Origin of the sequence: Acuticoccus sediminis (genome assembly GCF_003258595.1) — a bacterium.
Taxonomy (GTDB): domain Bacteria; phylum Pseudomonadota; class Alphaproteobacteria; order Rhizobiales; family Amorphaceae; genus Acuticoccus; species Acuticoccus sediminis.
This window is the reverse complement of record NZ_QHHQ01000002.1, coordinates 362,775-377,918: the sequence shown is the minus strand read 5'-3', so window position 1 is coordinate 377,918 and position 15,144 is coordinate 362,775. Positions and strand designations below refer to the sequence as shown.

At 70.1% G+C, this 15,144-nt stretch carries 14 protein-coding genes; 2 read left to right on the top strand and 12 right to left on the bottom strand.

What is annotated here, in order from left to right:
* Positions 1-527: 527 nt before the first annotated feature.
* The 7 genes from DLJ53_RS09875 to DLJ53_RS09845 all read right to left on the bottom strand — a co-directional run bounded on the left by DLJ53_RS09875 (position 528) and on the right by DLJ53_RS09845 (position 9,039).
* Positions 528-1,517: an ABC transporter ATP-binding protein gene (locus DLJ53_RS09875; RefSeq protein ID WP_162409199.1), complete on the bottom strand. Its 990-nt coding sequence runs from the start codon at positions 1,515-1,517 to the stop codon at positions 528-530.
* A gap of 137 nt (positions 1,518-1,654) precedes the next feature.
* Positions 1,655-2,710, bottom strand: a complete 1,056-nt coding sequence (locus DLJ53_RS09870; RefSeq protein WP_111344765.1) for an ABC transporter ATP-binding protein — start codon at positions 2,708-2,710, stop codon at positions 1,655-1,657.
* Positions 2,707-4,149 carry a chlorohydrolase family protein gene (locus DLJ53_RS09865; protein ID WP_111344763.1) on the bottom strand — a complete coding sequence of 481 codons (1,443 nt, stop codon included), beginning with the start codon at positions 4,147-4,149 and terminating at the stop codon, positions 2,707-2,709. The genes DLJ53_RS09870 and DLJ53_RS09865 overlap by 4 nt, the downstream gene beginning before the upstream one ends.
* A 2-nt stretch (positions 4,150-4,151) precedes the next feature.
* Entirely contained in the window at positions 4,152-5,336 is a 1,185-nt protein-coding gene (locus DLJ53_RS09860) for an amidohydrolase family protein (protein WP_111344761.1), read from the bottom strand.
* Positions 5,337-5,341: 5 nt separating this feature from the next.
* The gene (locus DLJ53_RS09855) at positions 5,342-6,292 is read right to left on the bottom strand and encodes an ABC transporter permease (RefSeq protein WP_111344759.1); all 951 of its coding nucleotides are present in this window, start codon (positions 6,290-6,292) and stop codon (positions 5,342-5,344) included.
* Positions 6,285-7,277 carry an ABC transporter permease gene (locus DLJ53_RS09850; RefSeq protein WP_111344757.1) on the bottom strand — a complete coding sequence of 331 codons (993 nt, stop codon included), beginning with the start codon at positions 7,275-7,277 and terminating at the stop codon, positions 6,285-6,287. The genes DLJ53_RS09855 and DLJ53_RS09850 overlap by 8 nt, the downstream gene beginning before the upstream one ends.
* Before the next feature lie 196 nt (positions 7,278-7,473).
* The gene (locus DLJ53_RS09845) at positions 7,474-9,039 is read right to left on the bottom strand and encodes an ABC transporter substrate-binding protein (protein WP_211100597.1); all 1,566 of its coding nucleotides are present in this window, start codon (positions 9,037-9,039) and stop codon (positions 7,474-7,476) included.
* A gap of 151 nt (positions 9,040-9,190) precedes the next feature.
* Here DLJ53_RS09845 and DLJ53_RS09840 point away from each other — a divergent pair, with 151 nt between their 5' ends.
* Positions 9,191-9,892: a GntR family transcriptional regulator gene (locus DLJ53_RS09840; RefSeq protein ID WP_111344753.1), complete on the top strand. Its 702-nt coding sequence runs from the start codon at positions 9,191-9,193 to the stop codon at positions 9,890-9,892.
* Complete coding sequence (locus tag DLJ53_RS09835) at positions 9,889-10,551, top strand: flavin reductase family protein (protein WP_211100571.1); 663 nt, start codon at positions 9,889-9,891, stop codon at positions 10,549-10,551. Before DLJ53_RS09840 ends, DLJ53_RS09835 begins: the two co-directional genes overlap by 4 nt.
* A gap of 48 nt (positions 10,552-10,599) precedes the next feature.
* Here the strand turns inward: DLJ53_RS09835 and DLJ53_RS09830 are convergent, their stop codons facing one another.
* Genes DLJ53_RS09830 through DLJ53_RS09810 form a run of 5 tightly spaced genes read right to left on the bottom strand, consistent with a single transcriptional unit; the run spans position 10,600 to position 15,119 of the window.
* Complete coding sequence (locus tag DLJ53_RS09830) at positions 10,600-11,817, bottom strand: ABC transporter substrate-binding protein (protein WP_111344751.1); 1,218 nt, start codon at positions 11,815-11,817, stop codon at positions 10,600-10,602.
* 48 nt (positions 11,818-11,865) lie between these two features.
* The gene (locus tag DLJ53_RS09825; RefSeq protein WP_162409053.1) at positions 11,866-12,576 is read right to left on the bottom strand and encodes an ABC transporter ATP-binding protein; all 711 of its coding nucleotides are present in this window, start codon (positions 12,574-12,576) and stop codon (positions 11,866-11,868) included.
* The gene (locus DLJ53_RS09820; protein WP_111344747.1) at positions 12,566-13,339 is read right to left on the bottom strand and encodes an ABC transporter ATP-binding protein; all 774 of its coding nucleotides are present in this window, start codon (positions 13,337-13,339) and stop codon (positions 12,566-12,568) included. Before DLJ53_RS09820 ends, DLJ53_RS09825 begins: the two co-directional genes overlap by 11 nt.
* Positions 13,336-14,259 (bottom strand): branched-chain amino acid ABC transporter permease, encoded by a 924-nt coding sequence (locus DLJ53_RS09815; RefSeq protein WP_111344745.1) that lies wholly within the window; start codon positions 14,257-14,259, stop codon positions 13,336-13,338. Before DLJ53_RS09815 ends, DLJ53_RS09820 begins: the two co-directional genes overlap by 4 nt.
* Positions 14,256-15,119 (bottom strand): branched-chain amino acid ABC transporter permease, encoded by an 864-nt coding sequence (locus DLJ53_RS09810; protein WP_111344743.1) that lies wholly within the window; start codon positions 15,117-15,119, stop codon positions 14,256-14,258. Before DLJ53_RS09810 ends, DLJ53_RS09815 begins: the two co-directional genes overlap by 4 nt.
* Positions 15,120-15,144: the final 25 nt, after the last annotated feature.

Below are 15,144 nucleotides of genomic sequence, written 5' to 3'. Positions count from 1 at the left end.
GCTGCAGTGCGATATATGAAATAGATAAGTCGCCGAATACCGATAGATCGGTTCTATCGCTGCGGCGCGCGGGCGCATCCACACGATCCTCCCGAACCGCCGCTGGCGCGTCGCGTTTCACATAAAATACGAATTAATTCAGTGTATTAAGAGATTTGGTTTGGCTGCCCTCCGCCACTCGGGGCGGTGCCTCGCGCCTGTCTTGGTCGCGAAGCCGCCGCTTGCAACCCTGCCATTCGCGCAGTGAGCAACTGCGAAAGGCTGCTTCAATGCAATCGGCGATTGAGGGTGTCGATACGACGACAATCTTTGGCGGGAAGCCGACACGCGTCGTCGGCATTGCGACATGCGCGAAGAGGCCTATGCCGGGGTTTCCGGCGCCCGGCAAATGTCGCGACGGGTGCCGGAGGCTCGGCCGCCGCCGCGTGCCAGCCCCTGGCCGGATGCCGGCGGCGCCGCCGGGGCCGCCTGGCGCTGTGGACAACCGGTCCCGGCCAGGGCGGGACGGGGAGCCGGCCGGTCCGGTGTCAGGCCGTCTCGGCGGCGAAGCAGGCGACGCGGCCGTCGTGGTTGCGGGCGTCGCGTTCGGGGCGCTCGGCGCGGCAGCGGTCGAAGGCGAGGGGGCAGCGGGGGTGGAAGCTGCAGCCCGGTGGCGGTGCGATCGGGCTCGGCACCTCGCCGGACATCGGCGTGCGGTCCCGCCGCGGCGCCTCGAGGTCGGGGATCGTGTCGAGCAGCATCCGCGTGTAGGGGTGCAGCGGATTCGCGAAGAGGTCAGCCTTCGGCGCCATCTCGACGATCCGCCCGAGGTACATCACGGCGATGACGTCGGCCATGTGCCGCACCACCGACAGGTCGTGGCTGATGAAGAGGTAGGTGAGGCCGAGTTCCTTCTGCAGGCGCTTCATCAGGTTGAGGATCTGCGCCTGGACCGAGACGTCGAGCGCCGACGTCGGCTCGTCGCAGACGAGGAAGTGCGGCTCTCCCGCCAGCGCCCGCGCGATGGAGATGCGCTGGCGCTGCCCGCCGGAGAACTCGTGCGGGTACTTGCGCCCGTCCGCCGCCGAGAGGCCGACGGTCTCCAGCAGTTCGTCGACACGGGCGGCCACCTCGCGCGCCGGGCGGGCGGGGTCGAGCGTCACCACCGGTTCGGCGACGATGCGCGACACCCGCCAGCGCGGGTTGAGGCTGGCGTAGGGGTCCTGAAATATCATCTGCACGCGGCGCGGGTCACCGCGGAAGGCGATGCGTCCGCCGCTCGGCGCCACCAGCCCGGTGACGAGCTTGGCGACCGTGGACTTGCCGCAGCCCGACTCGCCGACGAGGGCGAGCGTCTCGCCGGCCGGGATCTCGAACGACACGCCGTCCACCGCCTTCAGCACCCGGCGCGGCTTCCGCTCCAGCACGCGGTTGAGCCACGGCGCGGACACGTCGAAGCTCCGCTCCAGCGCCGCGACCTCGAGGATCGGCTCCGGCTTTGGCGCGGCACCGGGCCCGCCGGCCCCATCGGGGGCCATCGGCGGAACGGCCCGCGGACCGGCACCCGCGCCTGCCGCGAGGCCGGGGCGGGGGGAGGACGGGCCGCCGGTGGCGACGGAGCGGAAGGGCGCGGCGGCGAGGGCGGCCGCCGGGGCGGTCACGGCACGGACGATGGTCATGCGACGGCTCCTTCGGTGGCAAGCCAGCAGGCGACGGCGCCGGATCCGGCACCGCGGAAGGGCGCCGCGATTGGCGCCGTGCCGTCGAACGACGGCACGTCGAGCGGCGGCAGGTCGGCACACGGCGCGCCGAGGAACGGGCGCTCGTCACGGCAGCGCGGCCCGGCATAGGCGCAGCGCGGGTTGAAGGCGCAGCCGGCCGGGATGCTGCCGAGCCGCGGCATTGCGCCGGGGATTTGCATCAGCTCGTCCGCATCGTTGCGCAGCGACGGGATCGAGCCCATCAGGCCGCGCGTGTAGGGGTGGTGCGGGCGGCGCACCACCGTCTCAACCGGCCCGACCTCCGCGAGGCGGCCGGCGTACAGCACGGCGACCCGGTCCGCGGTCTCGGCGATCACGCCCATGTCGTGGGTCACGAGCATCACCGCCATGCCCCGCTCGCGGCAGAGCCGCTTCAGCAGCGCGGTGATCTGCGCCTGGATGGAGACGTCGAGCGCGGTCGTCGGCTCGTCGGCGATGATGAGCTCCGGCTCGCCCGCGAGCGCCAGCGAGATGACGATGCGCTGGCGCATGCCGCCGGAGAACTGGTGCGGATAGTGGTCTATGCGCTCCTCCGCGGCGGGGATGCCGACCTCCTTCATCAGCGCCAGTGCCCGCGCCCGCGCCTCGCGCCTGGTGACCGCGGTGTGGAAGCGGATCGTCTCGACGAGCTGCGCGCCGACGGTGAAGAGCGGGTTGAGGCTCGTCAGCGGGTCCTGGAAGATCGCCCCGATCCGCTTGCCGCGCACGTCCTGCAGCGCGCGGTCCGAAAGGCCGTCGATGCGCGTGCCGGAGAGGTGGATCTCGCCGCCGGCGATGTACCCCGGCGGCTCGATGAGGCCGAGGATCGCCATGCCGGTCATGGACTTCCCGGCTCCGCTCTCGCCGACGACGCCGAGGATCTCCCCCTTGTCGATGGTCATCGACAGGTTGTCGACGGCCTTCAGGGCGCGGCCGTTCCGGGAGGGGAACTCGACGGTGAGGTTTTTCACCTCAAGCACATGTTCGCTCATGAGACGCGCACCCTTTCGTAGCTCGAGGAGAAGATCCGCTCGACCGGGGGATGGCCGAGTGTGCGGTCCGGGTAGCGGGCGATGAGACCGGCGAACTGTTCGCGCGCGCGGGCGAAGTCGGCTGCGTCGTCGATGCCCCGGACGATGCGGTCCGTCATCACCGGGCGACCGTCGATGTAGACGTCGGTGACGTCGCGGCCGGACGCGCTCGTCATCAGCGACTGGACCGGGTCGGTCCCGGCGAGCGTCCGGTCGAGGGCGACGACGGCGACGTCGGCCTTCGCGCCGACGGCGAGGCGGCCGAGGTCCGGGCGCCCGAGCGCGTCGGCCCCGCCGACGGTGGCGGCGTCGAAGTAGTCCTCCGAGCGCACCGCGGTCGGGCTCCCCTCGAGGATGCGTGCGGTCATCATGCCGACCTGCATGTTGAGGATCATGTCGGCCGGCCAGGTGTCGGTCCCCATCGCGATGTTGAGGCCCTCCGCCCTGAGGCGCGGGAATGTCTTCAGCGCCCCGCCGTGCCGGGCGGAGACGAGGGGGCAGTGCACCAGGCTCGCACCGGCTGCGCGCATCGCCGCGAAGTCGTCCGCGCCGGCGTGGGTGCCGTGCGGCAGCAGCCAGCGCTCCGAGAGGACACCGAGGCTGTCGAGCCAGACGGCGGGCGTCGTGCCGTGCTGGTCGGCGACGAGGGCCAGCTCCGTCGGCGACTGGCAGCAGTGGAGCCGCACCGGCGCGCCCATCCCTGCGGCGATGTCGGCGGTCCGCTTCAGGAGCGTCGCGGTGGACGTCTCGATGCGGTCGGGGGCGAACATCGCCCGGATGCGGCCGCCGGCACGCCCCTCGATCCGCCGCGCGAAGTCGGCCGCGGCGTCGAGCTCGGCGAGCCCTCGCGCCTCGTCGTAGACGGGGCGGATGGTGCCGGCGGCGTCCACCACCTGGTTGCCCGTGCGGTAGGCCGGGCCGAGGTACACGCGCAGGCCGAGCGCCTCCGCCGCGTCCGCCGCCGCCTCGAACTCGGCCACGGTCTCCCCCCACGCGCGGTAGAAGAGGGAGGCGATGGGGAGGGCCGTGGTGATGCCGTTCCGGATCAGTTCGGCGAAGGCGAAGCGCTTCTGGAACGCCAGCTCCTCGGCCGTGTACATCTCGTACGGCCCGCGCGCGAGGTAGGTTTCGGGCCAGACCCGGCCGGTCTTCCAGGCCGGGAAGGTGTCGTAGCCGAGGATCGTCGTGTCGAGGTCCGACAGGGCGTCGAGGTCGACGAAGCCGGGCATGATCACCGCCTCGCCGAAGTCGCGCCGCTCACCCACCTCGCCGGGGAAGTCGTGCCCGGCGAAGACGACACGCCCGTCCTCGAGGACGAGCTCGCCGTCCTCGAGGATGACGTGGCGCCCGTTCTCGTGGCCGATCAGCCAGCGCGCGGCGAGGAGGGTCCGGCCGGGCATGCTCAGGGCGCCTCGACCACGCACACGCCGTTCTCGGCGACGACCCGACCACCCTTCAGCACCAGCCGGCGCGGCGCGCGGTTGGCCACCGCCTCGGCAATCGTCTCACCCTCGATGAGCACCGCGTCGGCCTTGTCGCCGGTTCCGAGGCCGTAGCCTTCCAGCTCCATCACGGCCGCGCCTCCGGTGGTGCAGACGGAAAGCGCCATCTCCACCTCGTCGTCGCGGCGGAAGTTGTTCTTCAGCGCGATGAACATGGCCCGTTCGAGCATGTCCGCGTTGCCGAACGGGCCCCATGTGTCGCGGATCCCGTCCGACCCGGCGCCGACCGCGACGCCGGCGGAGATCAGCTCGCGTACCGCCGGCACGGGCACGGCGGCCGGCGCGGTGGTGACGATGTGGACGCCGGCGCGCGCCAGCGCCTCGGTCAGCCCGGCGGCCACCGTCCGGTCCGTCTGGCCGAGGCAGAAGGCGTGGCTCACAGTGACGTGGCCCTGCATCCCGAGCGCCTCGGTCCGCTCGATGATCAGCTCCATCGAGAAGGCGCCGAGCGCGTCCCGCTCGTGGAGGTGAATGTCGACCGGACGCCCGTAGCGCTCCGCGAGGCCGAAGATCGTGTCGAGGTGGCCTTTCGGGTCCCGGTCGATGCCGCACGGGTCGAGGCCGCCGACCACCTCGCAGCCGAGCGCCATCGCCTGGTCCATCAGCTCGGCCGTGCCCGGGCGGATCATCATGCCCGACTGCGGGAAGGCGACCAGCTCGATCGTCACGAGGTCCTTCAGCCTGTCGCGCGTCGCCATCACGCCCTCGATGCCCTTCAGGCCGTGGTGCGTGTCGACGTCGACGTGGCTGCGGATGTGCGTCGACCCCTTCGCGACCGACTGGATCGCCTGCCGCTCGGACTGGCGCGCCGGCTCGATGCCGAGACGTTCCTTGTTCTCCCGCTCGTTGGTGATCTTGTCGATCAGCCGCGCGCCGACCTCGTTGCGGTACCAGGGGAGGCCCAGCAGCGACTTGTCGAGATGGGTGTGCGCCTCGACGAGGCCGGGGATCAGGATCGCGCCGCCGCCGTCGATCTCGGCCGCGCCCTCGGGCGCGGGGCCGTCGGCGAACAGGCCGTCGACGATCGTCACGTCGCGGATCTCGCCGGCCATGGGGCGGACGTTCTTGAGAAGAAGGGTCGTCATCGAAGTCACCGGAGCTTGGGATTGAGCGCGTCGCGCAGCCAGTCGCCGATGAGGTTCACCGACAGGACGATCAGGCAGAGCATCACGGAAGGTAACACCACGATCCACCACAGTCCCGAGAACAGGAACTGGTTGCCGACGCGGATGAGGGTGCCGAGGGACGGCTGGTCGGGCGGCATGCCGACGCCGAGGAAGGACAGCGTCGCCTCCGACAGGATGGCGAGGCCGAAGTTGAGCGTCGCCGCCACCAGGATCGGCGTCAGCGTGTTCGGCAGGATGTGGTGCAGCATGATGCGCCACGACTTCACGCGGATGAGCCGCGCCGCCTGCACGTATTCCTTGCGCTTCTCCACCATCGCCGAGGCGCGCACCGTGCGGGCGTACTGGACCCAGGACGGCACCGCGATGGCGAGCACCAGGATCGGCGCCGCCAGGGTGTCGCGCATGCCGACCGGGAGCGACTGCTGCGCCACCGCGCTGATGAGGATGGCGATCAGGATGAACGGCATCGACAGCAGCACGTCGCCGAGGCGCATCAGCAGGTTGTCGACGATCCCGCCGAAGTAGCCCGCCAGCAGGCCCAGCGACAGGCCGACGGCGAGCGCCGCCAGCACCGAGGCGAAGCCGATCACCAGCGAGATCCGGCTGCCGTAGAGGATCGCCGACAGGAGGTCGCGGCCCTGCGTGTCCGTCCCGAGGATGTACGGCCACTGTCCGTCCTCCGACCAGATCGGCGGGATCTCCGAGTTCATGAGGTCGAGCGCGGCGAGGTCGTAGGGGTTCTGCGGCGTGATCCAGGGCGCGGCGAGGCTGGTCGCGACGATGGCGAGGAGCATCGCGGCGGCGATCACCGCCGACGGGTGCGCCCAGAAGCTGACCCATAGCTCGTGGTCGCGGATCGGGCGGCGGCGGGCGGCCGGCAAGGTCGCCGGCTCGGGAACGGCAGCGTCAGCCACGGGCACCTCCTGCGGCGAGGGCGTCGTCCTTGAGGCGCGGGTCGACGAACGCGTAGGTCACGTCCACCAGCGTGTTGAGCGTGACGAAGATGAAGGACACCAGCATCAGGTAGGCCGCCATCACCGGGATATCGACGAAGGTCACCGCCTGGATGAAGAGGAGCCCCATCCCCGGCCACTGGAACACCGTCTCCGTCACCAGCGCGAAGGCGATGAGGTTGCCGATCTGCATGCCCGTCAGGGTGATCACCGGCATCAGGCAGTTCCGCAGCGCGTGCCGCCAGTGGATCGTGCGCGCCGGCAGGCCCCGGGCGCGGGCGAACTTCACGAAGTCGGTGCGCATCGTCTCCAGCATCTCCGCCCGGACGAGGCGCATGACGAGGGTGATCTGGAAGAGCGACAGGGAGAGGGCCGGGAGGACCAGCGCCATCCGCCCGCTCGGCGTCAGGAAGCCGGTCGACCACCAGCCGATGTCGACCGTCTCGCCCCGTCCGAACGCCGGCAGCCACCCCAGCGTCACCGAGAAGACGAGGATGAGGAGGATGCCGACCACGAACGACGGCAGCGAGACGCCGACGATGGAGCCGATCTGCAGGGCGTCCGCGGCCCGCTTCTCCCTGTGGATCGCGGTGACGACGCCGAGGGGGATGCCGACGAGGAGCGAGAGCACCGTCGCGACGATGACGAGCTCGAACGTCGCCGGGAAGCGCTCGCCGATCAGCACCATCACGTCCTGCTGGTTGCGGTAGGAGATGCCGAACTCGCCCTGCGCCGCGTTGGTCACGAAGCGCGCGTACTGGACGAGGAAGCCGTCGTTGAGGCCGAGCCGCTCGCGAAGCTCGGCCCGCTCGGCCTGCGTCGCCTGCTCGTTGACCATCATCTCCACCGGGTCGCCGAAGAAGCGGAAGATCATGAAGGCGAGGAAGGCGACCGCCAGCATCACCAGGATGCCGTTGGCGGTCCGTTTGATCAGAAAGGCGAGCATCGCCGCGCTCCTGCCGGTTGGGGGTGCCGCTACATGGGACGTCGGAACCGGCAGGGGCCGGGTCCGCAGGGCGGTGCCGGACGGGAGCGCCGAGGGTGCTCGGGCTTCGCCGGGAAACGGGCTGCCGTGCCTCGGAGGGAACGGGCCGCCGTGCCGTGGCGCGGGGAAGGGGGGCGTTCCCCGCGCCGGCGGCGCGTTACATCTTGGCGTACCAGAGGCGCGGCTTGTTGTCGGGGAAGAGCGGCATCTCCTTCACGTCGGTGGTGACCGCCCAGGCCATCGGCTGCTGGTGCAGCGGCAGCATGATGAACTCGTCCTTCACCACCTTCAGCGCATCCGTCTCGAGGCCTAGCCGCTTCTGCGTGTCGAGCTCGCTGCCGGCCTCCTGGACCAGCGCGTCGAGCTCGGGGAAGGACCAGCCGCCCCAGTTGAAGACGCCGGAGTTGCCCTCCTTCGTGTGGAAGATCTGCAGGAGCGGCGAGTAGGCGTCGAGCATCGGCAGCGTCGCCCAGCCGAGCGTGTAGGTATCCGTCTGGCCGTTGGTGCGCTTGGGCGTCTGCACCGCGCGCGGCGCCACGTCGAGCTTCGGCGCGAGGCCCACCCGGCTCCACATCGAGGCGACCGCCTGGCAGATCTGCTCCTCGTTCACGAGGCCGTCCTGCAGGCAGTTGAAGTTGAACTCCAGGCCCTCCGGCACCCCGGCCTCGGCCAGCATCGCTTTCGCCGCGTCCGGATCGTAGCCGGGAAGCACGTCGAGCGCCTCGTCGTAGCCTGGGATCGGCGGGGCGACCGCCGCCGCCGCGACGCGGGACTTGCCGCGCATGACCTTCTTGTGCAGCGCCTCGAGGTCGATCGCCTTGTACATCGCCTCGCGCACCTTCACGTCCTTGAAGGGGTTCGCCTCGCCGTTGGCCAGCGCGTCGCGGAAGGAGAAGCCGATCATCACCGTGCGGAGGTCGACGCCCTCGAGGACGTCGACGTTCGGCGCCGCCTCGAGGCGCGGCAGGTCCTGCACCGGGGCGTCGTTGGTGAAGTTGATCTCGCCCGAGAGGAGCGCCGCCACGCGCGTCGCCGCCGACGTCACCGGCGTGAGCTCGATCCGGTCGATGTTGTGCTGCGGCGTGTCCCACCAGTCGGGGTTCTTCACGAAGACGGTCTTCGCGTCCGGCTGGCGGCTCTCGACGATGAAGGGGCCGGTGCCGTTGGCGTGGTAGGTCGCGAAGCCCTCGACGCCGGCGCCGATGTCGGTCGGCTTCTCGGCGTTGTTCTCCACCAGCCAGGTCTTGTCGAAGATGTGGATGTTGGTGAGGTCGTTGAGGAGCAGCGGGTAGGTGCCGTTCAGCGTGACGTCGACCGTGTGGTCGTCCACCACCTTGGAGGAGACGTAGGCCGGCAGGTTGCCCTTCAGCGGGCTCGTCTCGTCGCTGACGCGCTCCAGCGAGGCGACCACGTCCTCGGCGGTGAAGTCGTTGCCGTTATGGAACTTGACGCCCTCGCGCAGCGTGAAGCGCCAGGTGACGCCGTCTTCCATGATCTCCCAGGAGGTCGCGAGCGCCGGCTCGATCTTCAGGTCCCTGTCGTAGCGGACGAGGCCCTCGTAGACGTGGTTCAGCACGTTGATCGTGAACGAGTCGCCGTAGCTGTAGGGGTCGAGCGAGCCGATATCGCGGTTGGCGCCCCATTTCAGCGTGTTGGCCTCCGCAGCCGAAACCAGCGCCGTCGCGGCGACCGTGGCGAGCAGGAGTGAGCGGCGAAATCCCATAACCATCCCTTTCGTTTCCCTGGCCCCGGACGTCGCCCGAGCCGGCGCCCCGCAGCGGGCGACTGGCGATTGGATACCATATGAGATTTAGATTGTATACGATCTTCAGGAAATATTGTATGCGATTGACGGTGGGAAGGCGGGAGCACTAATGAAGGTCATGGCAGCGCATCGATCAGAACCCCCGAGTCTCACCGTCTATCGTCTGCTTCGCCGCGCCGTGATCGAGCAGGCGTTGAAGCCGGGAACGCGTCTGCCGGAGGACACCATCGGCGAGCAGTTCGGCGTCAGCCGCACCGTCGTGCGTCAGGCGCTGGGCAAGCTCGAGTCGGAGGGGCTCGTCGAGACGAAGCGCAACCGCGGCGCGTTCGTCGCCGAGCCGTCGCTGGAGGAGGCGCAGCAGATCTTCGAGATCCGCCATGTGCTGGAGAAGGAGGTGATCAAGCGCCTCGCCCAGCGCATCTCGGTCAACGGGCTCGACGCGCTCGCCGCCCACGTCACCCAGGAGGACCGTGTCCTCGGCAAGAACGGGCCGGTGTCGATCCGCCTCGCGGGGGAATTCCACATCCTCCTCGCGGAGATGACCGGCAACCAGGTGCTCGCCCGCTACGTGTCGGAGCTCGTCACGCGCTGCTCGCTGATCCTCGCGGTGTACGGGCGGACCCACTCGTCCGACTGCGCCGTCGACGAGCACCGGCAGATCATCGCCGCCCTCGCCGACCACGACGCGGAGCGGGCGATGGAGATCATGGACCACCACCTCGGCGCCGTCGCTGGCCGCGCCGAACTGAGGGACGAGGGGGACGACGTCGAATCGGTGCTCGCCCGCTACGGTAAGGAGTTGGCCTCGTGAGCCATCTGAAGTTCGATTTCGCCGCGCTCTCCGCGCGCGAGGCCTACAAGATCCTCATCGGCACCGTCGTGCCTCGGCCGATCGCCTGGGTGACGACCATGAGCCCCGAGGGCGTACCCAACGCGGCGCCCTATTCGTTCTTCAACTGCCTGTCGGCGGACCCGCCGATCCTGGCGCTGGGGGTCGAGAACCGCGGCGGCGGCGCCTACAAGGACACCACCTGGAATATCCGCCTCACCGAGGAATTCACCGTCAACATCGTCGACGGCGCCAACATGGAGGCGATGAACATCACCGCGACGCCGTTCGCCGCCGACGTCGACGAGATCGCGCTCGCCGGGCTGACGGCGGTGCCGGGGGAGATGGTGGCCTGCCCGCGCATCGCCGAGGCGCCGGTGGCGTTCGAGTGCGTGCGCCACGTCGGCATCTCGATCGGCAGGGAGCGGGAGATCGTGCTCGGCCGGGTGCTGGCGGCGCATATCCGCGAGGACGTCATCGACCCGGTGAAGCTCTATACCGACCACGTCGCGCTCGACGCCATCGGCCGCATGGGTGGTCACGGGTACGCGCGCACCCAGGACTATTTCGACCTGCCGACCATGTCCGTCGAGACGTACGAGGAGCGGTACGGCGAGCGGGCCAAAAGGTCCGCCGGCTGATCGTTCGCCGCAGCGGGGCCGGGCAGCGGTGCTGCCCGGCGTCGCCGCCTATTCGAACTCGGAGGCGGGGATGAAGCGCTCCTCGACCCACTTGCCGTCGCGCGCGGCCTTGATCGAGTAGGAGCCGGCCACCGTGCCGCTCTCGTCGAAGCTCATCGGACCCGCCGCGCCCTCGTAGTCCACGTCGCCGCCGTCGGCGAGGATCGCCTTCGCCTCCGCGAACGTCGAGGCCGGCGTGCCGCCCTCGGCGATGTCGCGGATGACGCCGTTGATCGCCGCGCCCGAGCAGCCCTCGGACGCCTCCAGCGCGATCGCGACGAGGTTCACCATGTCGAAGGAGTTGGCCGCGAACGGTCCCGGCTCGCCGCCCTGCTCTTTCTCCACGAGCGCGGCGAACGACGCGTAGGCGGGGAGCGACTTGTCCGGGTCGGCGACCTCCACGAAGGCGCGGTCGTTGAGGATCCGCGCGCCGACCGCGTCGAAGATCTCCGGCACAGCGAGGTCGGCGGTGAAGAGCCACTCGCCGGTGAAGCCGCCCGCCGTCGCCTCCTTGATGACCGTCACGCCCGATTCCTGGCCGCCGGCGAGGTAGATGGCGTCCGGGTTGCGCGCCAGCACGGAGACGAGCTCGGCCTGGTAGGAGGGCTGGCCGGGGTTGTAGACGATGTAGTCCGTCAGCTCGATGCCGGCCGCCTCGACCTTCTCCCGCGCGACCTGAGCCGGGGAGATCGTCGATTCTTCATTCTGCACCAGGAAGGCGACGCTGCCGTAGCCCTTCTCCGTCAGCCAGAGGCCCGACGCGGCGCCGTCCCCGAGGTCGGAGGAGACGGTGCGGTAGACGAAATCGCCGCCCAACTTGTTCAGCGTGATGGTGCCGGCGTAGGGCGACATCACCACCACCTCGCGGCGCTTGGCGAGATCCACGAGCGCCACCATCACGCCGGACGTCGGGCCGAGGATCGCCACGGCGCCCTCGCTCTCGATCATGCGTGTCGCCTCGCGCACGCCGACGTTCGGGTCGCCGCCGGTGTCGGCGATCACGGTGCGCAGCGGGCCGCACTTGGTGCCGCCGGCGGCGTTGATCTCCTTCACGCCCAGCTCCACGGCGCTCGCGACGATCTCGCCGAATTCGCCCAGCTCGCCGGTGAGGGGTACGAGGACGCCGACGGTGACGTCGGCCCGGGCGAGGCTCGTCGTGGCCAGAAGGGTGCCCGCCACGGCGAGCGCCGTCATGCTGCGGAAGCGGTTGGACTTCGTGTTACGCATGGTGACCGGTCTCCTGGGTTCGGCGGCACGCGGCGGCCGGTGGTGGTGTCAGGTGTCGTCCGTCTCGAAGATGATCGACTCGAGCCGCCCGGGTTCGAGCAGCTCGGCGCTCGGCAGGGTCTCGCGGGTCTGGCCGGCCGCGATGACGGTGGTGGTGTCCGAGATGGCCAGCACGGCCTCTGGGTCCTGCTCGATGACCCAGATGACGGCCATGCCGTCCCCGGTCAGCGTCCGCACCCAGTCGATGATCGCCTGCACGAAGATCGGGGCGAGGCCCGCGGTGGGCTCGTCGAGCAGCAGGAGGCGCGGCGCGCCGACGAGCGCGGTGGCGATGGCGAGCGTCTGCCGCTCCCCGCCCGAGAGCGTGGACGCCGCCTGCCGACGGCGTTCGGCGAGGATCGGGAAACGCTCCAGGACGCCAGCGACGCGGGCCTCCGCGCCCTCGTAGGCGAGGGCCGCGACGCGCAGGTTGTCCGCCACGGAGAGGCCGGCGAACACGTTGCGCTCCTGCGGCACGTAGCCGATGCCGGCACGGGCGGAGGCGAGGGCGCCGAGCCGGGTGATGTCCTCTCCCTCGAAGCATACCGTGCCGCCCGTGATGGGGAGATGCCCGGCGACCGCCTTCATCAGCGTCGACTTGCCGGCGCCGTTGGGACCGAGGACGGTCGTGATCTTCCCCGCCTCGGCGGCGATCTCCATGCCCTGCAGGATGGTGAGCTTGCCGTAGCCGGCGCGAACGCCCGTCGCCTCAAGCAGCATGGTTGGCTCCGAGGTAGGCGGCGATGACCCGCTCGTCGCGGCGGATCGCGTCCGGCGGCCCCTCGGCGAGCAGCTCGCCCCGCACGAGCACGGCCACATGGTCGGCGATCCCCAGCAGGAAGTGCAGGTTATGCTCGACGATGATGATCGTCGTGCCGCCCTGCTTGAGTTCGCCGAGGAGGGCGCCGAGGCGCTTCTGCAGCTTCGGGTCGACGCCGGCGGTCGGCTCGTCCAGCAGCAGAAGGCGCGGGTGGCGCATCAGCTGACGGGCGACCTCCAGCATGCGCAGCTCGCCGCCCGAGAGGGTGGAGACGGGCGCGTCGACCCGGTCGGCGAGCCCGACGACCGAGAGGAGTGCGGCCGCCTCGTCGGCAAGGCCTCTGTCGGTCTCGCGCCAGCGGCCGGTGAGGGCGGCCCAGATGTGTTCGCCGGGATTGTCGGGCGCGATCATGACGTTTTCGCGCACCGACAGCGACGGGAACGCGCGCGGCTGCTGGAAGGCGCGCGCGATTCCCATCGCGGCGATCCTGTCGGGTTTCGTCGCCGGCAGCGGCGCGCCGGCGAGCCGGATCGTCCCGCTGTCCGGCTTCAGGACGCCGGAGATGAGGTTGAACGTGGTCGACTTTCCCGCCCCGTTCGGGCCGATCAGCCCGAGGAGGTGGCCCTCCGTCACGGACAGGGAGAGGCCGTCGTCGCCGCCGACGGCCTTGAGGCCGCCGAAGCGCTTGGTGACGCGGTCGAGGTTCAGGAAGGGCTGGCTCATGGCGTGCCGCTCTTCTGCCGCGCCGCCCTGTCGAACGGCTGCCACCTGAGGATGAGGATGAAGATCAGCCCGGTCACCACCTCCTCGACCGAGGCGGCGACCTGCGCGCCGCGCACCGTCTCGAACGGGTAGGCTCGCACCAGCTCCTCGAACGTCACCAGCGCGAGCGTGCCGAGGACGGCGCCCCAGATCGTCCGCTCTCCGCCTAGGATGAGGGCGATCCAGACGAGGAAGGTCACCTCCGCCGTGAAGAGGTTGGGCGCGACCAGCGTCGTGATCATCGCGAAAAGCGCCCCGGCGAGGCCGATGGGGATGGCGGTGAGCACGAAGATCTCGAAGCGGATCCGGGCGATGTCCTTGCCGACGGTCTGCGCGGCGAGCTCGTCGTCGCGGATCGCGTCCATCGCCCGGCCGTAAGGCGAGGCGAGGAGGCGGCGGTAGAACAGGAGCGTCGCCAGCATCATCACCACCGCCGCGGCCGCGTAGAGGTGCGCGGTGTCGATCCCGGGGGGATCGGGCTGGGTGATGTTGGCGAGGCCGACGCTGCCGTTGCCGATGCGCCGCTCGTTGAGGAGGAAGGAGTGAAGCACCTCGGCGAAGGCGAAGGTGGTGAGGGCGAGGTATTCCCCGCGCAGCCGCAGCGTCGGCCACCCCGTCAGCGCCGCGAAGGCGGCCGCCGCGACCGGCGCGGCGAGGACGCCGGCCCACCATGGCGCGTCGAAGCCGAAGAGGTACTGGTCGAGCCCCGATGGCGGCTCCTGCGTGACGATCGCGTAGGCGTAGGCCCCGGCCGCGAAGTACGCGACGATGCCGAAGTTGATCATGCCGCCGCGCGCGTACTGCACCTGCAGCGACATCGTCAGGATCGCGTACATGGAGCCGTAGGTGAGGACGGAGATGACGAGCGGCTCGAGGTTCACGACGCTCTCGCTCCGGCAAGTCCCTGCGGCCGCACGAGCAGGACGAGGATCACCACCGCGAAGGCGATCAGCGGCCGGTAGCCCGCCGGGATCCAGTACACCGAGACGTCCATGCAGATGCCGACGATGAGTCCGGACCAGATCACCGCGTAGAGCGACCCGAGACCGGCGAGGATCGCGACCGCGAGGATCTGCAGGATCTGGTGGAAGGCGATGTCGGTGGAGAGCGTCGCCGTCACCGCGAGCATCACGCCGGCAAGCCCGGCGAGTCCCGAGGCGAGGAGCCAGGTGATGCGAGAGGTCGTCGCGACGTCGATGCCGCGCGAGGCGGCGAGGCCGGGATTGTCGGCCATCGCCCGCACCGCGAGACCCACCTTCGTGGTGTTGAGGAAGACGGCGAGCGCGATGGCCGACAGCGCCGCCAACGCCACCATCACGAGCTGGTAGTCGGTGATCCTGAGGCCGTGGATGCGGTAGGTGGTGGCGAGGGGGATATCGAGCGTCCTGATCCCGGTGCCGATCACCCCGTCGAGGGTGCCGCCGATGACGTAGGCGACGCCCACCGAGGTGATGAGCAGCACCGCCGGGCCGAAGCGGCGGATCGGGTCGTAGACGAGACGGCCCACGAAAAGCCCGAGGAACGCCGTCACGACGATGGCGACCACCGCGGCGACGACGACGTGGACCCCGAGGAGGGCGTTGAGGCCCCAGCAGGTGAACGCGCCGACGCCGATCAGCTCGGCGTGGGCGATATTGAGGAACCCCTCAACCCGGCGCGTCAGCGAGAAGCCGATCGTTGCGAGGATCAGGAAGCATCCGGTGACGAAGCCGCTGACGAGAAACTGCAGGAACAGCATCATCGCCCCGCGAAGCGGACGGACCGCG